Here is a 23,089-nt window from a genome sequence, read left to right on the forward strand (position 1 = left end):
CATAACCTCATCGTCGCTCTCCCCTCCGATTACGCTCCCCTTCCAGGACGATCGCGACCTCGCGCTATGACCGAAGCCCTATGCAGTCACCAGGCGCGGTCCCGCATGCTTAACCCGTTCAGGCGCGCACCCGCGACCTACAGCCAGGCGCTCGCCAGAGCGGCAAAACCGAGGAAGGTCAGAAACCCCAATACATCCGTGATGGTCGTGAGTACGATGGACGACGCCGCTGCTGGATCCTGACGCATTAGCGTCAGCGCCATCGGAACGGACGCTCCGGCCACCGCCGCAATGACCATCGACAACACCATCGCGCTGCCGATCACCGCGGCCAGGCCAAGCGAGCCGCTCCACACCAGCACGCCCAACGATGTGACCAGCGCAACAGCCACGCCGTTGACTGCGCCGACCAGCAGTTCCTTGCGCGCCACGCGGAACCAGTGGCGCAGCCGGATCTCGCGGAGCGCCAGCCCTCGCATGGTGACCGCCAGCGCCTGCGCCCCAGTGTTTCCCGATTGGCCGGCCACCACCGGCAACAACACCGCCAGGGCCGTGAACTGGGCAATCGTCCCCTCAAACAGTCCGACCACCGTCGCCGCGAGGAACGCGGTGGCAAGGTTGATCTGCAGCCACGGCAGCCGCTTGCGCACCGCAAACCAGGGACTGGACAGCGCCCGCTCCTCGGGGCTCACGCCAACCATGGTCTGGAGGTCAGCCGTGGCGTCGCGCTGACTCGCTGCCAGGATGTCGGCATGGCGGATGACGCCCACCAACCGATCCGTGGCGTCCACCACGGGCAGCGTCGAGAGCCGCCCCTCCTCCGCGAGCGCGACCACCTCCTCCTGCGGCGTCAACGCCTGAACCCGCGGCGAATCCGGTTGCGCCAGGTCGGCAAGAACCGTCTCCGGCTCGGCCAGCGCGAGGTCCTGAAGGGCGACCGCGCCAGTGAGCACGCCGTCCTCATCGACGAGAAAGACCGTCAGGATGCTGCGATTCCGCAGCGAGCGCAGCCGTGCGAGCGCCTCGCGCGCGGTCGCATCGGACCGAAACGTGGTCGCGCGCGGGTCCATCATCGAGCCGGCAACCCCGGGGGGATATGACATGAGTTCGCCAAGCTCGGCAGCCAGCCGGGGGTCGAGCGCCGCCAGTCGAGCGGCTCGCGGACCGGGCTCGAGACGGGCGAGGAGGGCCGCCGCCTGCGCAGGCTCGATGGCATCGAGCACCGTCGAGGCGGGCGGGTCCGGAAGCAGCACGATCACATCGGCGGCCAGATCCGGCCGGAGCCGCTGGCACACCTGCGCAGCGAGAGCCGGCTCCAGTCGGCCGAACAGATCCGCGATCTCGGCGGCGCGCATCGGCTCGAGACGGAGCGCCGCCTCCGCTGGATGCAGTGCCATGGCGCGCTGCGCCAGCCGGCTCACCAGCTGATTACGAGACATCGTCGGCCCCTTTCCGAGCTGCGGCGTCATCGCCGTCGGCATTCCCGCTCACCTCGAGGGGCCCGAGGCTCCGAAGGATCCGGGTGAGGCCGGCCCAGTACAGTTCGGACAATCCCACGAACGTGGCCATCACCGGACGCGCCGCCGAGCCGGCCAGCTGGCGCACCTCCTTATGCTGGATGGCGCCGACCAGGCGCTGCCCCGAGTCCACCACCGGCAGCGCATCGTAATCGCGCCAGGCGGGATGCGCCTCGACGGTTGCGAGGTCGGCGTATCCGTCGAGCCGGACGACGTCACGGTGCATCACGGCCGCAAGCGCATCCTTGCCGCGGGCCGCCATGAGCTCCCCGATGCTGAGCACCCCCGTCAGAACACCGTCGCGCGAGATGACGTAGACGTAGTAGTGCAGGTGCAGGCCTGATCCGCGCAGCCGCCGCTGGGCGTCGGCGACGGTGATGTCCTCAGCGACCGCCAGAACCAACGGGTCCGCCATGGCGCCCGCCGTGTTCTCGGGATATCGCAACATGAGGCGGAGCTGGTCGGCGAGCTCGGGCGCGAGGAGCGGAAAGAGCAGCTCACGGCGGGCGGGATCGACCTGGCGGATCAGCCCTGCAGCGATGTCCACAGTAAGTTCGGCCACGATCGCGGCAAGATCGTTCGGCGCCATCGCCACGGCACACGCGGCGGACGGTGTGGGGCCGATCGCGCGGAAGACCCGGGCGGCAACGGCCGGCGCCACAGCAGAAACGACCGCGGCAGCAGCACTGGGGTCCGCGCCTTCGATGATCCGCGCGGCCTCCTCCGGATGTGATGCCATGAACGCGAAGGCGAGGCGTTCTTCGGCAGTCATGACTGCGGCGCCTCGGTCACCAGTACCGAGGTCGCCTCGCTGAACAGGCTGGCCGGGACGAGCACGCGACCCTCAGCCGTCGCGATGAAGACGGCCGCCGGCGTGATCTGAATGATCTTCCCCTCGACACCCCCAACCCGAACGGTCTGGCCGACCCGGTACGCCTGGGCGACGTAATGCGAGGCGACGATGTTGCTAACGGCGCTCCGGGCGCCGAGCCCGAACGCGAGTCCCGCGCCGGCCAGGGTGGCGCCGACGACCACGGCCACCATCACCACAAGGAGGTCTGCCTGGATACCCACCTGCTCGATGGCAACCACGATGGCGACCAGCACGATGGTGCCCCGCACGGTATTGCCGATCACCGAGCCTAACGCCATGCCGCTTGCGGTGGCGGCGCGGGTCACGGCGTTGCCGACGATCTTACCACCCACAACGCCGGCAATGACCAAGAGCAGCGCAGCGAGCACGTTGGGCAGGTAGTTGGCCGCCCGACTGAGGGAGGCGGTCACGACCGGAAGACCGAGCGTCTCCATCGCGGCCGCAAGGAAAAGGACGAACACCACCCAGAATGTGAAGGCGCCGACGACGCGGGGTAGCTGTGTCGCTGCCCCGCTGCTTTCCATCGCCCCGGCGAGTGCGGGCTGTTTCGCCAGCCGGGTAACGATCACAGCGATGCTGCGGCGGGCTGCCCACGAGACGAGGCGACCGATGAGCCACCCGGCCAGCACGAGGGCCGCCGCAGTCAGCACCATCGGCAGCATGGCAGACGCCGTATCGAGCGTCTCGCGAAGGGAAGCGAACCGGTCCTGTTGCATGGGGGTCTCCGCAGTGGGGTCGGCACGGTGGGGCGCGTCTCCGATAATACCCGCAGGGCGGCGTTTCGGAATCCGCGTTGCCGGCCGGAAATGGGACACCCGGGCTCGAGCGAGCGGCCCTCGATCTTGCCAGCCTCTGCCGGTCGGCGTATTGTATCCAATTCCGCCCTGTTCCCCTCAAAATGCAAACGCCAATGAACGCTCCATTTCTCGCCAGCCTCCTTCTGACCATCGGGCTCGCTGCCTGCGGAGCTGGCAGCGAACCGGTCGACCTCCTGATCCGCGGCGGCACGGTCATCGATGGCACCGGCGCACCGGGCCAGATCGCCGATGTCGGCGTTCGTGACGGCAAGGTCGTCATGATCGGCTCCGGGCGCGGTGTGCGCGCCGCCGAGACGATCGATGCCACCGGTCTGGTCGTGGCACCCGGCTTCATCGATGTGCACAACCACAGCGACCGTGGAATTGGCGAGCCCGAGCACCGGCTCAACGAAGGGTTCATCCGCCAGGGCGTAACGCTGATCGTAGGAGGCCCGGATGGGGGGTGGGCGCCGGATGAGATCCGCAAATTGAAAGCGGCCTACGAGGCGAATGGCGTGGGCACCAACTACGCCTTCTACGTTGGGCACAATGGGATCCGCCGAGCCGCGATGGGCGAGAGCCAGCAGCGGCCGCCGACCGCGCAGGAGCTCGACGCCATGCGCGCCATGGTTCGTGAAGGAATGGAGCTGGGCGCCATCGGCCTCTCCACTGGCCTGATGTACGAGCCGGGGATGTTCAGCACTACGGACGAGGTCGTCGAACTTGCCCGGGAGGTCAAACCGTTCGGCGGGATTTTCGACTCGCACGTTCGTGATCCGGTGAAACGCCTGATCGAATCTGACGCCGAGGTGATCGAGATCGGTGAGCGCGCCGGGGTCCCGGCGAACATTGCCCACGAGAAATCCGTTGCGCTGGAGAATGAGGGCAAGATCCGCGAGGTCATCGCCATGGTCAATGCGGCGAGGGCGCGCGGCGTGACGGTGACGTCCGATCAATACCCCTACGACGGGGCCGCGACCAGTTCGGTCCAGGCGATCGTCGTCCTTCCGAAGGACCTGCGGGGCCGTGACAACTTCGACCTCAAAGCCGCGCTCCGCAACCGCGCGATGCGGGCGCGCCTCAAGCAGACGAGCGAGAATGGCGTCGACGGCGGCTTTGCCTGGATCAAGGCGACCGGCTACAGCTCGATGCGCATCACCAGCAGCCGCGACTACCCCGACCTGGTCGGCAAATACCTCTCGGAGTTGGCCAAGGAGCGCGGGTTGAGCGGCTTCGACCTGGTCAGCGATCTCATCCTGCGCGCCGAGCATCCCGTCGGCATCACGCTCGGCGCGATCAAGGAGCACGAGGTGCGAGAGCTGATGACGCAGCCCTGGAACATGATCGCGAGCGATGGCGCCGTGATCGCGCCTGGGAGCAACCGCGGCCATCCCCGCTCGACAGGTACCTTTCCCCGGGTGCTCGGCCACTACGTCCGCGAGGAAGGCGTGCTCTCGCTCGAGGACGCGATCATGAAGATGACTTCCCTGCCGGCGGTCTATGCCGGGTTCACCGATCGGGGCCGGCTGGCGCCGGAGATGGTCGCGGATATTGCGATCTTCGATCCGAAGACGATCATCGACCGCTCGACCTGGGACGAGCCCGGACTCTATTCAGAGGGCGTCGTTCATGTGCTGGTCAATGGCGTGTTCGTGCTGAAGGACGGCAAGATGACGGGTGAGGCGCCAGGGGTCTTCGTTCCGCGGAGCAAACCGGCCACGACCCAGACGGCCAACCGTTGAAGAAAGCCTAGAACACGCGGAGCAGGAGTCGAAGCGACCGGCCCGGAAGCGGCAGACCACATTGATCGAAGACGGCGCGGTCTCCCAGGTTCTCGAGGGAGACCCGCGCCTCCAGGCGTGACAGCATCCCGCCCCTCCGCACCGACCACCGCCGGCTCAGCTCAGCCCCGAACAGCGCGCCGCCATCGAGTCGGGTATCCGCTCCGGTGCCCGGATCGATGCAGAATTGCCGCCCCGTGAAGCCGAGATCGACGCCGCCGAAGAGGCCGACCGGCAGCGGAAAACGGGTCCGAACACTGCCGTACACCTCCGGCAGACCCTCCGGCTGCCGAGGCACCGCCGCCGTGTCCGAGATGCCAATCGACTGGAGCGTCAGGTCCGCAGACAGCGTCACCGCCCCGATGGGCACCGTGCCGAGCAGCTCGACACCGGTACTTCGGATCCGGTCACGGTTGACGCGCATGAACCGGCGGTCCGGCGCCGGCAGGGTCACCCGCACCACCGCGTCGTTGACCTGATGCCGGAAGGCGACGACCTGGACTTCCCCTCTTCCGATTGGCGCGGTGACGCCGGTCTCCATCCCAACCAGATTCTCGGGCCGAAGCTCCGGATTCGGCGCGAAGCGATCGAGGGCTCCCGAGTAGAGCTCGCGCAGCGCGGGAAATCGGGCACGGCGACTGACTCCGCCGTGGATCCGAGTGCCTCCGTCCAGGCCTAACGTGGCGCCGAGCCGGCCGCCCCATTCCGAGTACCGGGGAAACGAAGGGCGCCCACCGGTCTCGGGCGTGCGGGCGTTGTCATACGCACCCCCGATCGACAATCGAAGCGACTCGATCGCACCGCGACCCTCGATCAATCGCCAGACCGTTTCAGCCCCCAGACTGGCAACGCGCTGGCGATAGCGCGCCGACTCACCCGGCAGCCGCTCGTCGTGCCGAGTCTCGGCGAGGGTAAAGGCGCTGCGCAGCTCGCCTCGGGAACCAAGCGTGTGGTCACCGAGGAGACGGAGTGTCAGGGTTCGGTCGTGACCGTCTTCGAAGCCATTGACAGCGGTATAGTCCCGGCCGGTGTAGGAGTCGATCTCGGTCCGTCCGACGTCCACGCCGAGGCTCGCCTCGAGGTCGCCGCGGCCCCCGAAGAGCGCAGCACGATCACCGGTACCGCCGGAGGCGACAGCCACCGCGCGCGAGAGGTGCGGATAGCGCCAGAAGCGTGCGTTGCTGTTGCCGAGCTCCGCCGCGATGCCCCGCGATCCCCGAAAGCCGAACCCTGTCACCGACCCCCAGGTGCCGGAATGGCCCTGAAACCGAACCGCGGCAAAGCCATCGTAGCTCCTGCTGTCGGTATTGACGCGGGTGTCCCTTGTGCCCGGGATAGGCTCTACGATCCCTCGAGCCAGCGGGTATCCCGGCGAATCGGCGAAGCCCGCGCCTGTGCGTACCAACCAGCGACCGGCCCCGGTCTCGAAGGGAAGCGAGAGGGTACCCGAGGTGCTGACACCACCCAGCGCGTCGGCGCCAAAGGCAAGCTGCGCCGATTTGCCCGACGGCTGCAGCATGCTGCTCCCGACCCGGATGTCGAGGACCCCGCCGAGCGCGTTGGGTCCCTGGAGCATGGTGGCGAGGCCGCGAGTATACTCGAGCCGATCGACGGCCGTGGCGGGCACCACTGAGAGGTCGACCCGGGCATCCCAGGCCAGGTTGAGGGGGATGCCGTCGACCAGCACCGCAACCTGCCGCGAGTCGGAGCCGCGTGCCGAAAGCTCGGCCTCACCGCGGGAATTGCGCCTGACGCGGAGTGCCGGCAGCTCCCGCACGACGAGCTCGAGGCTCGGCGCCGGCGGCACCCGGAGGGAATCGAGCCGAAGCTCGAACGCGCTCGCACCCCCGACCGTGACGATCGGTTTGACCGCCCGGACCACCAGCTCCTCCAGCGCGGCGGGCTTCTTCCTGACTGTATCGGCCGGCTCCTGGTAGGAGAGGCCGACGGAAGCGGAGAGCCCGAGCAGCAGACAGCAGAAAGCAAGCATTCGGCGTAGATTTGGTGTGACCGGCCCCGGCCGGCCCCCCGACCTCAACGGAGATAGTTTCGATGATCCACGGCGTCCCCGCCCGCGGGCTCCTCACGGCGTTCTTCCTCGGCGCGACGGTGTTCCCTGCGGTCGGCACTGCTCAGCCGGCGGCCCATGCGGTCGACTCGATGCTCTTCCGCGGCCTGGCCTGGCGCAACGTCGGCCCGAACCGCGGCGGCCGGTCCATCACGGTCGCCGGCACCGTCGCCCGCCCCCTGGAATACTACTTCGGTGCCACCGGCGGCGGGGTCTGGAAGACGACCGACGCCGGCGCCACCTGGGATCCCGTCGGCGACGGCCAGTTTGCCACGTCCTCCGTTGGCGCCGTGGCCCAGTGTGAGGCCAATCCGGACGTCGTCTGGGCCGGCTTCGGCGAGGTGCAGTTCCGGGGCAACGTGATACCGGGCGACGGCGTCTACAAGAGCACGGACGCCGGGAAGACCTGGACCCACAAGGGCCTCGATTCGCCCACCGGCCAGCAGATGGTAGGACGAATCAGGATCGACCCCGCCGATTGCAACCGAGTCTATGTGGCGGTCCTCGGCGATCCGTTCGGACCGAATGAGGAACGCGGCGTGTTCCGGACGACCAACGGCGGCGACCGGTGGGAGAAGGTCCTCTTCCGCTCCAATCAGGCTGGCGCGGTGGACCTCGTGATCGACCCTGGCAACCCGCGCACCCTCTACGCCGGATTCTGGCAGGCGCACCGGAAAGAGTGGAAGCTCGAGAGCGGCGGTCCCGGCAGCGGCCTCTTCAAGAGCACCGACGGGGGCTCGACCTGGAGCGAGCTGACGAAGAAAGCCGGGCTGCCCACCAGCACCTGGGGCAAAGTCGGCGTCAGCGTCTCGGGAGCGGACCCGAACCGGGTCTACGCCATCATCGAAGCCGATTCCGGCGGCGTGTTCGCCTCCAACGACGCCGGCGAAAGCTGGGCACGGGTGAGCGACAACCGCAACCTGCGCCAGCGCGCCTTCTACTACACCCGGATCTACGCCGACCCCAAGGACCGGGAAACGGTGTACATCGTGAACGTTCAGTTCTGGCGCTCGAAGGATGGCGGCAAGACCTGGAACAGCATTGAGGTTCCCCACGGCGACAACCACGACCTCTGGATCGATCCGACCAACAATCAGCGGATGATCAACTCGAACGACGGCGGCGCCAACGTCTCCTGGAACGCGGGGCGAACCTGGACCGGGCAGCCCTACCCGACCGCTCAGATGTATGATGTCCGAGTCACCAACCACTTCCCGTACCAGATTTGCGGTGGGCAGCAGGACAACAGCACGGCGTGCGTGCCGATGGATGGCGACGGAACCTACATGTACGCTCCCGGTGGCTGCGAAACCGGACCGGTCACGCCGCATCCGGCCGACGTCAATCTCTTCTATGCCGCGTGCTACGGCGGCTACATGAGCTTCATGAGCCGGGTCACCGGCCAGAATCGCGCCGTCACCGTCTGGCCCGTCAATCCGATGGGCAACTCGGCGCGCGACCTGCGAGAACGGTTTCAGTGGAACCATCCGATCACGGCCTCGAGCCATGACAGTCGAGTCGTCTATGTCGGCTCGCAGCACGTTTGGCGCTCGGACAACGCCGGGCAGAGCTGGCGGCGGATCAGCGGTGACCTCACCTGGGCGGACCCGGAGACCCTGGGGCCCTCTGGCGGCGACATTACCCGCGACCAGACCAGCGTCGAGTACTACGGCACCGTGTGGCGGATCACCGAATCGCGTCACGCCAAGGGCGAGCTGTGGGTCGGGTCGGACGACGGCAAGCTGCATCTGACGCGCGATGACGGCGGCACCTGGACCGATATCACGCCGCCGGGGCTTCCCAAGTTCAGTCGCATCCACGAAATCGACGTGTCGCCGCATACGCCAGGCAAGGCCTATGTCGCTGCGGTGCGGTATCGGAGCCAGGACGTGGCGCCGTATCTCTACCGGACCACTGACTACGGGCGAACCTGGACCACAATCGTGAACGGCATTCCAGCCGGGCACTACGTTCGCACGGTTCGGGAAGATCTCGTTCGTCCAGGGCTGCTCTACGCAGGTACCGAGCGCGGCGTGCTGGTCTCGTTCGATGACGGGGCCCGCTGGCAGTCGCTCCAGCTCAACCTCCCGACCGTGCAGGTGCCGGGCCTCGTGCTCAAAGGCGACGACGTGATCATCGCCACCCACGGGCGGTCATACTACGTGCTCGACAACGTCACACCGCTGCGGCAAGCCTCCGCGGGGCTCGCTGCCGCCCCGGCGCATCTCTACCGCCCGGCAACCGCCGTGCGGACGCTGTCGCGGCCGGCCGAAAATTATGAGCGGACCCGAGCGTTCCTGCCCGAAATCGACTACGTGCTGCGACAGCCGGCCGACACGATAACCCTCGAGATTCTCGATGCGGATGGTCGGGTGATCCGCACCTTTGCCACCAAGCGGCCCGACACGACTCGGCCTGATACACTTCGGCGGCGGCCCGACAGCCTGTCGATCGCGGCGGGTCACCACCGGTTCCGTTGGGACATGCGCTATCCGGGTCCGCGCGACTTCAAGGGCCTCATCTTCTGGGGAGCCAACACGCAGGGACCGCTGGCGCCTCCGGGGCGCTATCAGGCCCGCCTGACGGTCCACGGTCGGTCGTTCACGGAGCCGTTCGAGATCGTCAAGGACCCGCGGCTCGCCGATGTGGCACAGGCCGACTTCGAGGCGCAGTTCCGGCTTTCCTCCGAGATCACGACCCGGGTGGATGATGCCCATCGGGCCGTGATCCAGGTGCGCAGCGTGCGTGAGCAGGTCGACGACCGGCTCAAGAAGAGCAACGATCGGACCCTTGCCACCCTGGCCGCTCGGTTCCGGACCGGAATCGGCGCCGTCGAGGAAGAGGTGTACCAGGTCCGCATGCAGGCGCGTCAGGACCCGCTCAACTTCCCGATCAAGCTCAACAATCAGATCGCGGCGCTGAAGGGTGTGGTGGAAAGCGCCGACGCGCGCCCGACCGACCAGGCGGTTGAGGCCTTTCAGTTCCTGTCGGGCGAACTGGCTGCGCGGCTGACGCGGCTCCAGGTGCTCTTTACCGAAGACCTGTCACAGCTCAACGAGCAGCTCCGGCGGCTGGGGCTCGAGCCGATCGTGGTGCCGGACCGTCAGGCTCCGCCGGCGACCACATGAAATCGGTGCTGGAGGGTGGTATAAGGCGACTGCGGAGGGCCCGCGTCGGGCTGGTCGTCCTGCTCAGCTTGAGCTCGACGGAGACCTGGGCCCAACCCGCGGCCGCTGCCCGGGTATCGCGACCTGGCGAGTATACCGGCTGGTCCTCGCCCACGTACGATGGTCACGAGCGAACCTCGTTCTACCTCCCGATGCGCGACGGCGTACGCCTCGCGGTGGACCTCTTTCGACCCACCCGAGGCGGCGCATTGCACACCGAGCGACTCCCCGTCGTCTGGACCCATCATCGCTACAACCGCGCCTTCCGAAGCGGCGACCGGCTGGTCGACTATCTGCAGGGCTTCGGGCGCGGCGTGGACCGGCTGCTCGCGCACGGCTACGTGGTCGCGGCGGTCGACACCCGGGGCGGCGGCGCGTCGTTCGGGACCCAGCAGGGTTTCTTCATGCCGGAAGAAACCCGGGATGCGCACGAGATCACCGAGTGGCTGGCTTCCCAGCCCTGGTCCACCGGGAAGATCGGCATGACCGGGCGCTCGTACCTTGGCATTACCCAGTTCTTCGCAGCCAGCACCAGGCCGCCGCATCTGGTAGCCATCTTCCCCGAGATGTACGTCTTCGAGTGGTATCCGATGATCTGGCCTGGCGGGATCTTCCGCGACGACTTCTTCGCCAAGTGGCAGTACCTGACCCACCAGCTCGATAACGCGGTGTCATTCACCTGGGGCCCGATTCAGTTCGGCGGTGTCGCCCCCGTCGACGGGCCTGGCGCGCTGGCCCGCCGTGATTCTGCCATCGCCGGGCATCGTGCCAACCGTGACATGCTGGAGATGTGGCGCGGGGTCCCGTTCCGCAACAGCATCGATCCCGTGAGCGGAAAGCCGATCCACCACGAGCGTGGCCCGGCCACCTACCTCGACGAGATCAATGCCTCGGGCGTCGCCGTCTATGGCCTGGCCGGATGGTACGACGCTTTTCCACGCGACGCCTTCCTGTGGTTCGCCAACCTGAGCGTTCCCCAGAAGCTGATCGTCGGCCCCTGGTTCCACGGACAGACGGACGGTTTCGATCTCGGCGCCGAGCGGGTCCGCTGGTTCGATCGCTGGCTCAAGGGAATCGACAACGGCATCGACCGCGAGCCGCCGATCCGCTATTACGTGATCGACGGCGAGCCGGGGCGCGAGTGGCGGACGGCCACGACGTGGCCGCTGCCCGAAGCGCAGCCCGTGGCCTACTACCTCCGTGAAGGTCGCTCGGAAAGCAGTGGCTCCCGAAACGATGGACGGCTCCTGACCGCCGCACCGACGGTCGCCACGGCGGCGGACAGCCAACGGGTCGACACCACGGCCACACTCGGTCCAGGCAACCGATGGGCCAACACCTACGGTGGAGCCGTTGGCTATCCCGACCTCGCGGCCAACGACGCCAAGGGGTTCACGTTCACGACGGCGCCACTCGCGAGGCCCGTCACGGTGGTCGGGCACCCGGTGGTGCACCTGTGGGTGACGTCCAGCGCCCACGATGCCGATGTGATGGTCTATCTCGAAGAAGTGGACGCCGCAGGCCGTTCAACTTACGTGACCGAGGGTGTGCTCCGCGCGTCGCACCGCAAGCTCGGCATGCCGCCCTTCAAGAACTTCGGACTGCCGTGGCCAAGGAGCCATCGTGAGGACGTCGCGCCGCTTCCTGCGGAGCCGACCGAGCTGGTATTCGATCTCCATCCAACGGCCAAGCGGTTCCGGGTCGGCCACCGGATTCGGGTTACCGTTCAAGGCGCCGACCGGGACACCCATCTTGCGGTGCATCCGAATCCGCCCCCGACCGTGGCGGTATGGCGCGATGCCAGCCGCCCGTCGCGCGTCATCCTGCCGGTCGTGCCCAGCTCATAGCCGCCCGGCCGAGAGGTTGAGCGACGCGCGTCCGACGCCCTATCCCAGGACCCGGCGGAATCGGTCGATCAGGTCGCGCACGGGCACCACAAAGCCGCGCTGGTTCATCGGGTCGGAAACGCCTTGAGAACTTCCCGCGTCAGATCCCAGGCGTCAAATCCCTGGCGTCCGTAATCCAAGCCACGGCGCACGATCACCAGATCATGCGAAGGAACGATGATCGTGTACTGTCCGCGATTGCCGCGAGTGGCGTAAGCATTGGCCGGGATCTCACCTTTACGGTTGTCAGGCACCAGCCAGAACTGCCCGCCGTAGTCGTGCCCGCGCACTGCGCTCGAGGGTGCCGGCGTGCGCACAAAGCGAATCCAATCCTCCGAGATGATTCGCTGCCCGTCCCACACCCCGTTGTTCAGGTAGAGCAGCCCAAAGCGCGCCAGGTCTCGCGCGTTGGTGTAGATCTGGCTGCTCAGGATGAAGTCGCCGAAGCGATCGGTGCTCACCAGCGTGTTTCGCATCCCGATCCGGTCGAACAGCGCCTTGCGCGGCCAGTCCAGGTAGGCCTGCTCGCTGCCTAACGCGAGCTTCATGCGGTAGGTCGCCAGGATCGTATCGTAATTCTCATAGTCCCAGCTCGTGCCGGGCTTCCGGATCAAGGCTCGGTCGCGCGCTTGGTCGACGGAGCTCACGCCGGCCCAGTACGACATGCCCGAGCCCGTTGCGTACTCGAGCCCGGCGTTGTCGATCGGATAGAGGCCGCTCGCCATGTTGAGCACGTGGCGGAGGGTAATCGCGTTCCGCGGATCGTCGGCCGGGCTCTCCGCTTTGGGCAGCCACTCGATACCGAGCGGCTCGTCGAGCGCGAGCTTGCCCTGATCGACCAGGATGCCAATCAGGGTGGAGGCAATGCTCTTGGCGGTCGACCAGGTGCGGGTCCGGGTACTCACATTCACGCCAGGTGCGTAGCGCTCGTGGATGATCTGGCCCTTGTGCACGACGAGCAGGCTCAGGGTAATCTGCTCCCTGCTCGACCGATTGAAGGACCAGTCCGAGGCCGCCTGGAGCGCGGATGCGCTGATCCCCGCCGGGAGCGGCCGAGACTCGACCTTGTCGCCGTTAGGCCACGGAATCGTGGCGGGATCTCCCGACAGTGGCGGCGTGGACAATCTGGGCAGCTCGTCGATGCTGTCGAAGGTCTGGTCGGGTGCCATGACGACACAGCCGATGCCCTCACGGTACGCGGCCCGCACCGTCGGGGCGCCCCCCGCCGGCAACCCGATCGCGACGGCCTTTCGCACCTGATCCACGGTATAATCCCCGCCCCTTGCAGTACCGACAACGCCCGAGACGAGCTTCAGCTCCTGATCGAAGATCTGCTCCAGCGTCCGATGCGATGTGAAGAGGCCGTTGCACATCAGGACCGCCTGCTGACCGCGCTGGATCATGACGCGTTGCGGGGTCCAGTAGTCGAATCGGTCGGGCGTCTGGGCCAGGAGCGCCGAAGGGACGAGAGCCGCAATGAGGAAGGAGCGCATAGCTGGCCTGGGTTCTGAGTTGGTTCCGGACGCGGGCGTGAGGGGAATCCGCCGACCGACAAATGTCAGTCTACGCGCCAGCCCACGCCAGTCCCGGCGGCCGGGCACCGATCGGGCGCTCCTCCCTGTGGTTTCTTGCCTGATATGTACGAATTAGCCATATTCATACATATGAAGACGACGCTGAACATCGATGACCATCTGCTGACCGAGGCCCGCCGGCTCACCGGGATCGCGGAAAAGACCGAACTGGTTCGCGCCGGCCTCGAATCATTGATCGAACGGGAAAGCGCTCGGCGGCTCGCCCGCCTCGGCGGGTCCGAGCCAGGCCTGCGCCCGGTCCCTCGGCGACGCTCCCGGGCGCGCCGCGCCTCGTGATCCTGGTCGACACATCGGTCTGGATCGATCACCTCCGCCGGGGCAACGACCAGCTGGCATTGCTGCTCGAGGCAGGCACCGTTGCCTGCCACCCGTTCGTCATCGGGGAGATTGCCTGCGGGACACTCCGAAATCGGAGCCGCGTGCTCGACCTGCTGGCCCGTCTCCCGTCGACGTCGGTAGCCACGCATGAGGAGGTCATGGCGTTCAACGAGGTCCATCGTCTGATGGGACTCGGACTGGGGTACATCGATCTTCACCTGCTGGCCGCGGCATCCCTCGATCGAGTCGCCTTCTGGACCCTGGACAAGCGCCTCGAGGGGGTGGCCCGCGCCCTGGGCCTGCCCAAACCGTAGTGCTGCCCGCTTCAGCACGTACCGGCTTCTGCCAGCGTGCAACCGTTCTTAGCTTTGAACTGTCCAAGACTGAGTACTATCAGGTCCGTTGATCCACCAGTCAATCCCGGAAAACTGCTATGCTCCGTCCCGCTGTTGTCGCGCTGTTGACCTCTCTCGTCGGCACCACCCTCGCCGGCCAAGCCCCCGAACCACGCGTCGACTCGCTCTTTGCCATGCAGCGTCACAATGACCGAGCCGGTTGCGCGGTTGGAGTCGTCAAAGCCGGCAAGCAGATCTTCGCCAAGGGCTACGGCATGGCGGACATTGCGCAGGGTCTCGCGATCACGCCGCACTCGGTCTTCCACGTTGCGTCGGTGTCGAAACAGTTTGCCGGCATGAGCCTCGTGCTCCTGGCCCAGGCGGGCAAACTCTCGCTCGACGACGACGTCCGGAAGTATCTCCCCGACCTTCCGTCCTATGGGGCGCCACTCACGATTCGTCAGTTTCTCAACCACACCAGCGGCATCCGCGATCAGTGGAACCTATTGATGACATCGGGTTGGCGGCTCGGTGACGACCTCGTGAGCGAGCAGGACGTGGTCGACATCGTCAATCGGCAGCGGGGCCTCAACTTCGCGCCGAACACGTCCTGGAACTACAGCAACACGGGCTTTACCCTGGCCGGGCTGATCGTCAAGAAGGTGACCGGACAGACCCTGCGTCAGTTTGCCGACTCCGCGCTGTTCAAGCCGCTCGGCATGACCCAGACCCATTTCCACGACGACAATCTCCATATCGTGCCGCTCCGGACCCGGGGTCACACCTTCCGCAACGGCGAGTGGAAGGAGACCAATCCGAACTACTCGAACGCCGGCGCCACCAGCCTGTTCACGACCGTGACCGACCTGACTCGCTGGCAGGATCAGCTCACCAACGGCGTCGTGGGCGGCCGAGCCGGCATCGACATGCTCGCCACCCGCGGGGTCCTCGCCAACGGCGACACCCTTTCCTATGCGTTAGGCATCTTCGTGGGCACCTACCGCGGCGCCCCGACGCTCAGCCACAGCGGCGGGGACCCGGGCTATTCCTCATACCTTGTCAATTTCCCGCGGACCGGCTCGGGCGTTGCGGTGCTCTGCAATAGTTCCGGGACGACGAACCCCGGTCGTCTGGCCGAACAGATCGCGGACATTCTGCTCGCCGACGAACTGGGCCCGGAACCGCCGGTGCCCGCGCAGGCCACCGCCGCCGCAGTTGCGAAACACCTCGGCCTCTACTGGAGCGACAGCACCGAGGGGACCGGCTCGATCGTGGTCGAAAGCGATGGCGCCGGGTGGCGGTCGCTGGGCGGCAACGTCACGAGGCTTCGAGTCTCGGGTACCGAAGGCAAATTGCTGCTGGGCAACGGACCCGCATCGCTCACGCTCCGCCCCGATGGCACGGTCCTGATGCGTGCCGGCACCGGCGAAACCAGCATCTATCGCAAGGTGGCGCCGTGGACCCCGACCCCGGCCGCACGCGCCGCGTTGGTGGGCCGCTACCACAGCGAGGAGCTCAACGTGACCTGGGAAATCAAGGCCGCGGGCGACACCCTGACCCTGCACCGCTGGAAGTTTCCACCCGCACGACTCAATCCGGTGTTCGAGGAGATGTACACGTCGTCCGGTCAGCTCGGCTTCGTGCTTCGACCAATCCGTGGCAGGGATGGCAAGGTTGCGGCGATCACGGCCGGCTCAGGGCGCGTCGTGGGCATGAGGTTCGATCGCGTCGCGAAGTAGCTGAGCCCGGGCCTGGCATCGAACCGGAGGGTGGCTGATTGGACCTGAGCGTTATTGAGTTGCGGTCGCCTCGGGCCCCCGCGACTCGGCGCTGATCTGCCGGATCGCGCCGAGATGGTAGCCCAGGTGAATCACGCTGCCGAGCACCCCGTCGAGCTCGATACCGCTGATCTCGCGGGGCGAGGCCAGGGCCTCCGCCCATCCGGCAAGTTCGCTTGCCAGCTCGTCGCGCAGTGCGGCCCAGCGCGCCTCGCTGACGGTGGTCGTAGCCCAGGCCGCGGTCCAGTCGGCGTCGCCAAATGGGTTCTCCCCCGCGGCCCAGCGATTCAGCAGCGAGATACCATAGCGGAGGTGGTCAACGTGCCCGGCAATCGTAGCACCGCCGCCTGACGACCGGGACGCCTCCATCGCCGAGAGTTTGTCGAGCGAGTCGAGCAGGCCGGGATCGCCCGGGTTCAGCACGAATCCGGAGCCGTCCCGGGTGCCGTGCACCAGCTCCCGGAGCAGCGACGAGAGGCTGCGGGCAAGATCATTCGAATGCATGGTGCGACCCTCCCTCGACCCCGTGACTCGTCCGGTCAGTCTATGCGCAGCGTTCCGGCCAGCGCCGGCAAGCCCTCATCGAAATTGAACTCGACTCGAAGGTCGAAGGTTCCGCGTCGCTCTCGGGTGGTCAGGGTTTGACGAAGCGAGATCGTCGCACCAGGCAGGATGGTCTCGATCGCGCCGAGCGGGGTGCAGAGGTCCAGCCGCTCGAGGACCAGGGCGCCGGGCTCCGACCCGCCGCCGTTGCCGACGGTGACCTTGAGCGGACGGCAGCCGCGGGTCTGCAGATCGATCGACTCCTTGCCGAGGTTCGTCAGGTCGACTCGGACGTCGAACTGCTGGTTCGTTGTCACGCTCCCGGGCTCGATCGACAGAACGGCACGCAGGTCGCCGTTATCGAACGAGGGGCCGGCAGAAGCACAGCCGACCGCGAACCCACCCCCAACCAGCACGAAGAGTGTACCCAACACTGCGCGATTCGACATCTGCAAGCCGCTCCTCTCACGCCTCAGCGAACTACGGTTGAACTGACGGCCGCCGGACCCGCCATACGGTAACCGAACCGGGGGACATCAGCCTCGTCATGGTCGAACCTTGAGTTTCGCCGCGAGGGGTCGAAACGGCGGCTGCGAAATCGTCCAATCGATTTCCACCACGAAGTCGCCAGGTGGGACGTTGGCCGTCACGACCGGGCCACCCACATATCGTCCCCTAGCTGGGATTGTGATCGAGCTGCCGATCGCGAGACACGGGTACCCAGCCCCCGGAAAGCCCTCGCCGGGAAACGGGCCGTTCAACGGATTGCCTCCCGGCCGAACCGCCACATAGAACGGACAGCTCATTCCCGTCGCGAGCACGATTGGCTCGTCGCTTTGATTGATCAACTCGACTCGTACCGTGAACTGCTCGCCAGGTCTGACGATGGCCGGTTCGAGCCTGAGCGCCGTACGAACCGGTCCATAGGTCAGGTCGGACGGTCCGACTGACTCGCAACTCGCAATCAGCACCGCCAGGCCAAGTACGCCGGCTGCGCGCACCAACGGGGTTCCACGTCGCGCTCTGTGACATTTCGTGCTCATCGAGACTCCCCACTTTGCCGGGTTCATCCCACTCGACACACGTGTCAGCGGTCCCCACGACAAGCCAGACGCGCAGCTGGCTCACCAGATTCCTGCATGGTCGCGCTACTGTCGCGCGGCGGTCTCGGCAGTTTGCAGCAAGCGGTCCAGGACCGAACGTTCGAGCAGCTGACCCCGCACGACGACCGTCTCGATCGTACGGGTATTGCCGATGTCTGCCAGCGGATCGAGCCGCAGCAGCACCAGGTCGGCAACGTTGCCCTCGACTACGGTACCGCTCTCAGGCCGGCCCGCCGCCTGCGCAGCGTTCCGGGTCGCGGCCTGCAGGGCCTCGAGCGGCGTCATGCCGAGGTCGACCAGCACCTGCAGCTCGCGGTGCAGGCTGAACCCCGGCACCAGCGGCGTCACCGGCACATCGGTGCCAGCGATAAACTTGGCCCCGGCCCGGACCAGCGGCCTGAACGAGGCGAGCAGCCTGCTCCAGCGAGCTCGTTCCGCCTCGCCGGCAGCGCGATCGATTGGTGACGACGGCGGGCGACGCCCGCCCAACAGATAGCGGTGCTCGGGCAGGTTGCGCAGCGACGGGTCGTTTGGTCTATACCTGTTCTCCGCCACCACGAAGGTCGGGTCGAACCAGACATCCTTCCTGGCCGCGTATTCCGCAAACTCCCATGCGGCGGCCGAGTCGGACACGGCAATCGCTGAATCGATTGCTGCGATCTTACTGGCAAAGACACGCTCGACGATTTCCCGCCCCGACTCGACCGTCGCCCGGATCTCGGCTGCTTCGGCCTGAAAGGCCGCTCGGACCGCCGAGGCTTGGGCGCCATTCTCGAAGGCGAGGCCAAAGGTATGCTCGATCGTCCGCTGCCCGGAGTCGATTGCTTCGCGCGCGGTGACCTCATCTGGAACGTGGCCGATCACGGCGAGGCCGTGCCTGCGCGCCTGACGCAGGGTCGCAAAGTACGGCTCTCGTGAGAGCAGCGAGTGGACCTTGATAATGTCGACCCCAAGGGCCGCGAGGGAATCGACGACTCGCTCCGCATCCGCCGCGGTGCTGAGCCCCACCCGACCACTCGGCGCCACCTCGACCACCTTGGGATCATCGAGAATCGGGCCCGCCATCAGAATGGTCGGACCCAGGGTTCGACCGGCCCGTACCTCCTGACGCCAATAGCCTATCTGCTGGGGGTCGGTGCCCACGTCGCGCACCGTGGTAACGCCGTTGGCGAGGTAGAGCGGGAAGCCAATTTCTTTGTAGCCGCCCTGGTGGGTATGCATGTCCCAGAGGCCCGGGATCAGATACATCCCCTTCCCGTCGACCCGCACGGCGACGGAATCGTCCTCGAACCCGCCCGTCGGGCGGATCGCGACGATGCGATCGCCGCTGATGGCAATCGACATCCCGGGCACGGCGCCGCGATCGGTGCCGTCGATCAGGACGACATCATCGATCAGGACCGAGACCCGGAGCGGCTCGCGTCCGCATCCGGCCAGCCCGCTCACCCCCGCGAGCACCAGCAATACGGACCACAATCCACGAGCCCCACGACGCGTCTGTCTCATATGGTTTCGAACCAGGAGGGAAGCAAGGTTGATGTCCCGTCAACCTAGCAAGCGAACTGGTGGGGTGCAACGCGAGGCGCGCTTTGCGCCACGGGCCGGGGAGGCCCGCGGCGCTGGGGCGGAATCAGGGGTTAGCGGCCACCGGGAACCGGTTGGCGGTGTACATCGACATCCGCTCCGCGGCGGGCGGATCGAGGTTGGCCAGAGCCGCGACCACCCAGCCCGTATCCCGGAAGATCTCGAGATCGCCGTTCATGCCGGGTGCCCCGCCGCCGTGGCCGACAGCGCGCTGGCCGTTGATCGTCCTTTCGATGAACCCATAGGCGTAGCGCCCGCCGAAGGCGTCGACCTTGCCGGTCAGCAGCAGATCGGTGTGCTTCGCGTCGAGCAGCTTGTTGCCCGTGATGGCGTTGCCAAAGCGCACCAGGTCGCCGACGGTGGTGTAGCCGCCACCAGCCGCAGTACCGCGCCAGGGCAGCGTTTCGGTGTTGGGCTCCCAGTCGCCGCTCTGGCCACGCAGGTAGCCGATGGCCCGACCTTCGACCGCTTCGCTCTCGGGCTCCAAGCCGGTCCGCGTCATGCCGACCGGGAGAAAGACGTGGTCGCGGACATAGTCGTAGTAGCTCTTTCCACTGACCCGCTCGATCACGATGCCGGCCAGAACGAAACCGTAGTTGCTGTACTGAAATCGGGCGCCGGGTTCGTAGAGCAGATCGCGCTCGCCGTAGAGCTTGAGATAGTCGTCGTGAGTGCGCAGGGTGTTGCGGTTGGCCATGAACTGGGGCCCGAAGATGTCGCCGGTGCCGCCGGTGTGGGTCAGCAGGTGATGGACGGTGACTTTGGTTGCCACGTTCTGATTCGGGTAGTCCTTGATATAGGTCCCGATCGGCGCGTCGAGCTTGACCTTCCCTGCCTGGACGAGCTGCATCACCGCGACGGCAGTAAACATCTTGTTCATCGAGCCGTTCCGGAAGCGGGTGTCCGTCGTATTGCGGGTACCCTTGGCGCGATCGGCCAGGCCCCAGACGCCGGAGACCGCTTCCTTGCCATTGTGCGTAGCGAGCACTGCCCCGGTGAAGCGATCCTCAGCGGCTCGCCGGTCGCCTTCGGCCTTGACGGCTTTTGCCAGGTCGGCGGTGCTGCCGGCACGGGCAATCGGGGTCTCGAGCGGTACGCCGGGCTGCAACTGCAGGCTGGTGAGGCGATGCGGAGCTTCCGCCTCGACTTCGGCGGTAGCGCGCACCAGGGAGGCGTCGTTGTCACGCGCCTGCAGCAAGGCGACGGCGCGCGTCGGAGTGGTCTCGGTCAGACGAATGAAGGTAAAGCCGCCGGTCTGCCGTCGAAAATTGAGTTCCTGCCCGGCGTTTGCTGCGCGGGACGGGAAACTCTCCTTGAGAAAGGCTTCGTGCGCTGCACGATCGTTCGCGTTGAAGCTTTCGAGCCAGCGCGCCAGCTGGCGGGAGGCGGGCGTTTCCTGCTGGGCTGCGGCGGGGGCAACGATCGCCACGAGGGCGACGAGGGCGAGGGCGCCAAGGCGCCGAAACGGATTGGTCATGCTGGAGAACATAGCGCCCCTGTCGCCAGCCGTCTTGAACGCCAGCAAGCCGGCTCGAAGACCCCGGCCGAGTCGCCGGAGGCGACGGAATGACCCGTCGCGGCGCCAGGGGGCATGGGGCGAAACAGAGATGGGTCGGGGCTCGTAGTTACCACATATCATGACATTACTGCACTCGATCGTCGTCGCCCTTGCCGCGGTGGCCCCTGCCCCCATGCCTCTCGCCCCGGCGGCTCAGACTCTGCCGGCCTCCGACACTTCCGCGCTTGCGCTGGTCGGCGCCTCGGTTCGCACCATGCTGGACGACCGGCTGGCGCCGGATCAGACGGTCGTGATTCGCGGCGGCCGGATCGTGGCGGTCGGGCCGCGCGTCTCGACCCCGATTCCGGCCGGGGCGCGCCGAGTCGAGGTGCAGGGTCGGACCGTCATACCGGGGCTGACCGACGCGCACGTGCACCTCGAGGGCACGCCCGAGCAGTGGCTACCTCTGTTCGTCGTGCACGGCGTCACCACCGTCTTCAACCTCCAGGGCCGTCCCGAGCATGTTGCCCTCCGCGAACGCGTCCGCCGAGGGGAGCTGGTCGGGCCCGCGATCTACACGACGGGCCCGTATACCAACAATCCCGCGATCGGCACGCCCGAGGAGGCGGTCCGCGCGGTCGAGGAGCACAAGCGGGTCGGCTACGACATGGTCAAGGTTTACGGCAACATGACCGCGGAAACGCATCGCGCGCTGACCGACGCGGGTCGGCGCCATGGCATTCCGGTCATGGGTCACGCGCCCCGCAACCTGCCGTTTGCCGCAGTCATCGATGCGCGCCAGGCAATGGTGGCGCACGGTGAGGAGCTCATCTACACCCATTTCCGTGATGGCGATACGACTGATCTGGCCGCCGTTGCCGCCCGGATGGTTGCCGCCGACGTCTGGCTGACTCCGAACCTGGCGATGTTCCACGGTATTGCGGCGCAGTGGGGTCGTGCGACGGGTGCGGACTCGTCGCTCGCGCTGCCTGAGGCGGCGTACCTGAACGGATTCCTCCACGGCATCTGGACCGCGTCCAACCCCTACACCAGGCGGGACCCTGCCGGCGCCGCGAACGTTGCGACGCGGTACCAGTTCCTCCGCACCCTGACCCGGACGTTCGGCGCGGTCGGGGTTCGGATGCTGGCGGGCACCGACACGCCGCTGCCGCTGATGTTTCCAGGCTACTCTCTGCACGATGAACTCGCCGAGCTTGCGGCGGCTGGGCTGGGTGGACATGGAGCTCTGCTCACCGCCACCCGTAACCCGGCCGAGTGGATTGCGGCGGGCATTGATCGAGGCTACAGGGGTGGTGTGGTGGCGGTGGGTGCTCGTGCGGACCTGCTGGTGCTCGAACGCGACCCGGTTGCCACGCTCGAGGCCGCCCGCCGGCCGATCGGGGTGGTGCTCGCCGGGCGCTGGCTCGATCGGGCGGCCTTGGACCGGCTCCACGCTGGGGCAATCCAGGCGAGTCGAGCCTCGCGCTAGGGTGATAGACCGTCAGCTCTGACTGTCGGGCAGCACGTCCAGTCCGAGCGCAGCGGCGTTGGCCCGAATCCGTTCATCGAACGACAACACGGTCACGGGACCGAGGGTTTCGAAGAAACGGATCGCGGTGGCCAAGTGGAGTGCGTCGAGCGTGCGGACCGGCTCAACCGGAAACCGGACGCGAGCCCGGGCCAGGACCCGGTCGGTAAGCAAGTGGACATCCCAGCTGGCCGCCGCAACATCGAGGAGGCGGAGTGCGGCTAGCTCGTCCTTTGCGGTGATGCGGCCACTGGCACGGGCGCGCACCAGGCCGCGAGCGCACTCTACGGCTGTGAGCGATGACGCAACGACTCGCTCCGCACTCGTCAGGGTCGACCGCACCGCTTCCGCAGTCGGCTCACCCAACAACCAGGCAAGGATCCCGCTCGACTCTGCATAAACGATCATTGTTCGCCGCGATCCTCGGCTAACAGCTCGAGGGCGGTCCCAGGGGGAGATGTCACGGGTGAGGGCGGATATGGGTCGGGCGATGGCTCGGCAAGCCGAAGTTGTCCCTCTGCCGCCATCCCGGCCAAGGTGCGGCGCAATGGCGAGTCTATCCAGCTGGAGCCCCCCGGACGCCGGAGCTCGGCAACTACCCGTCCGCGATCGGTAACCAGCACAGCCTCACCCGACTGCACCTCCCGCAGAATGCGGCTCAGATGAGCCTTGAGCTCTCGAACCCCGACCGTACGCATGACAAACAATGTAGTTACA

The 23,089-nt window shown here is 66.8% G+C and carries 19 protein-coding genes; 7 read left to right on the forward strand and 12 right to left on the reverse strand.

Features of this window, described 5'->3' with window-relative positions; translation table 11 throughout:
• Positions 1–137: 137 nt before the first annotated feature.
• From mgtE to KF785_13380, 3 genes are read right to left on the reverse strand one after another with little or no spacing between them, the layout of a single operon-like run.
• Positions 138–1,439: a magnesium transporter gene (gene mgtE, locus KF785_13370; GenBank protein MBX3147750.1), complete on the reverse strand. Its 1,302-nt coding sequence runs from the start codon at positions 1,437–1,439 to the stop codon at positions 138–140.
• Positions 1,429–2,289 carry a magnesium transporter gene (locus KF785_13375; GenBank protein MBX3147751.1) on the reverse strand — a complete coding sequence of 287 codons (861 nt, stop codon included), beginning with the start codon at positions 2,287–2,289 and terminating at the stop codon, positions 1,429–1,431. The genes mgtE and KF785_13375 overlap by 11 nt, the downstream gene beginning before the upstream one ends.
• A complete protein-coding gene (locus tag KF785_13380) occupies positions 2,286–3,107 on the reverse strand; it encodes a mechanosensitive ion channel (GenBank protein MBX3147752.1) in 822 nt (273 codons plus the stop codon). The genes KF785_13375 and KF785_13380 overlap by 4 nt, the downstream gene beginning before the upstream one ends.
• A 194-nt stretch (positions 3,108–3,301) precedes the next feature.
• On the opposite strand from KF785_13380, the gene KF785_13385 reads away from it, so the two are divergent.
• Positions 3,302–4,930 (forward strand): D-aminoacylase, encoded by a 1,629-nt coding sequence (locus tag KF785_13385; protein MBX3147753.1) that lies wholly within the window; start codon positions 3,302–3,304, stop codon positions 4,928–4,930.
• A 7-nt stretch (positions 4,931–4,937) separates the two neighbouring features.
• On the opposite strand, the gene KF785_13390 is transcribed toward KF785_13385, so the two are convergent.
• A complete protein-coding gene (locus tag KF785_13390) occupies positions 4,938–6,959 on the reverse strand; it encodes a TonB-dependent receptor (protein ID MBX3147754.1) in 2,022 nt (673 codons plus the stop codon).
• A gap of 62 nt (positions 6,960–7,021) precedes the next feature.
• Here KF785_13390 and KF785_13395 point away from each other — a divergent pair, with 62 nt between their 5' ends.
• Both KF785_13395 and KF785_13400 read left to right on the forward strand, forming a co-directional pair.
• A complete protein-coding gene (locus KF785_13395) occupies positions 7,022–10,165 on the forward strand; it encodes a glycosyl hydrolase (protein MBX3147755.1) in 3,144 nt (1,047 codons plus the stop codon).
• Positions 10,162–12,051: a CocE/NonD family hydrolase gene (locus KF785_13400; GenBank protein MBX3147756.1), complete on the forward strand. Its 1,890-nt coding sequence runs from the start codon at positions 10,162–10,164 to the stop codon at positions 12,049–12,051. The genes KF785_13395 and KF785_13400 overlap by 4 nt, the downstream gene beginning before the upstream one ends.
• A gap of 104 nt (positions 12,052–12,155) precedes the next feature.
• Here KF785_13400 and KF785_13405 read toward each other — a convergent pair whose 3' ends face one another.
• A complete protein-coding gene (locus tag KF785_13405) occupies positions 12,156–13,583 on the reverse strand; it encodes a serine hydrolase (protein MBX3147757.1) in 1,428 nt (475 codons plus the stop codon).
• Positions 13,584–13,754: 171 nt separating this feature from the next.
• On the opposite strand from KF785_13405, the gene KF785_13410 reads away from it, so the two are divergent.
• From KF785_13410 to KF785_13420, 3 genes are all read left to right on the forward strand, one after another.
• Complete coding sequence (locus KF785_13410; protein MBX3147758.1) at positions 13,755–13,961, forward strand: type II toxin-antitoxin system VapB family antitoxin; 207 nt, start codon at positions 13,755–13,757, stop codon at positions 13,959–13,961.
• On the forward strand, positions 13,958–14,317 hold the full coding sequence (locus KF785_13415) for a type II toxin-antitoxin system VapC family toxin (protein MBX3147759.1): 360 nt from the start codon (positions 13,958–13,960) through the stop codon (positions 14,315–14,317). Before KF785_13410 ends, KF785_13415 begins: the two co-directional genes overlap by 4 nt.
• Before the next feature lie 119 nt (positions 14,318–14,436).
• Entirely contained in the window at positions 14,437–16,077 is a 1,641-nt protein-coding gene (locus KF785_13420) for a beta-lactamase family protein (GenBank protein ID MBX3147760.1), read from the forward strand.
• A gap of 51 nt (positions 16,078–16,128) precedes the next feature.
• Here the strand turns inward: KF785_13420 and KF785_13425 are convergent, their stop codons facing one another.
• From KF785_13425 to KF785_13445, 5 genes are all read right to left on the reverse strand, one after another.
• Positions 16,129–16,620, reverse strand: coding sequence for a hypothetical protein (locus tag KF785_13425; protein MBX3147761.1), 492 nt, complete (start codon positions 16,618–16,620; stop codon positions 16,129–16,131).
• A 35-nt stretch (positions 16,621–16,655) separates the two neighbouring features.
• Positions 16,656–17,108: a hypothetical protein gene (locus KF785_13430; GenBank protein MBX3147762.1), complete on the reverse strand. Its 453-nt coding sequence runs from the start codon at positions 17,106–17,108 to the stop codon at positions 16,656–16,658.
• A gap of 96 nt (positions 17,109–17,204) precedes the next feature.
• Complete coding sequence (locus tag KF785_13435; protein ID MBX3147763.1) at positions 17,205–17,660, reverse strand: hypothetical protein; 456 nt, start codon at positions 17,658–17,660, stop codon at positions 17,205–17,207.
• 147 nt (positions 17,661–17,807) lie between these two features.
• Positions 17,808–19,268, reverse strand: coding sequence for an amidohydrolase family protein (locus KF785_13440; protein MBX3147764.1), 1,461 nt, complete (start codon positions 19,266–19,268; stop codon positions 17,808–17,810).
• A gap of 124 nt (positions 19,269–19,392) precedes the next feature.
• Positions 19,393–20,823 carry a beta-lactamase family protein gene (locus tag KF785_13445; GenBank protein MBX3147765.1) on the reverse strand — a complete coding sequence of 477 codons (1,431 nt, stop codon included), beginning with the start codon at positions 20,821–20,823 and terminating at the stop codon, positions 19,393–19,395.
• A 160-nt stretch (positions 20,824–20,983) separates the two neighbouring features.
• Between KF785_13445 and KF785_13450 the strand changes: the two genes are divergently transcribed.
• Entirely contained in the window at positions 20,984–22,333 is a 1,350-nt protein-coding gene (locus tag KF785_13450) for an amidohydrolase family protein (GenBank protein MBX3147766.1), read from the forward strand.
• A gap of 12 nt (positions 22,334–22,345) precedes the next feature.
• Here the strand turns inward: KF785_13450 and KF785_13455 are convergent, their stop codons facing one another.
• Together KF785_13455 and KF785_13460 are read right to left on the reverse strand one after the other, a co-directional pair.
• Complete coding sequence (locus KF785_13455) at positions 22,346–22,780, reverse strand: type II toxin-antitoxin system VapC family toxin (protein ID MBX3147767.1); 435 nt, start codon at positions 22,778–22,780, stop codon at positions 22,346–22,348.
• A complete protein-coding gene (locus KF785_13460; GenBank protein ID MBX3147768.1) occupies positions 22,777–23,070 on the reverse strand; it encodes a type II toxin-antitoxin system prevent-host-death family antitoxin in 294 nt (97 codons plus the stop codon). Before KF785_13460 ends, KF785_13455 begins: the two co-directional genes overlap by 4 nt.
• Positions 23,071–23,089: the final 19 nt, after the last annotated feature.

The organism is Gemmatimonadales bacterium (assembly GCA_019637315.1).
GTDB lineage: Bacteria > Gemmatimonadota > Gemmatimonadetes > Gemmatimonadales > GWC2-71-9 > SHZU01.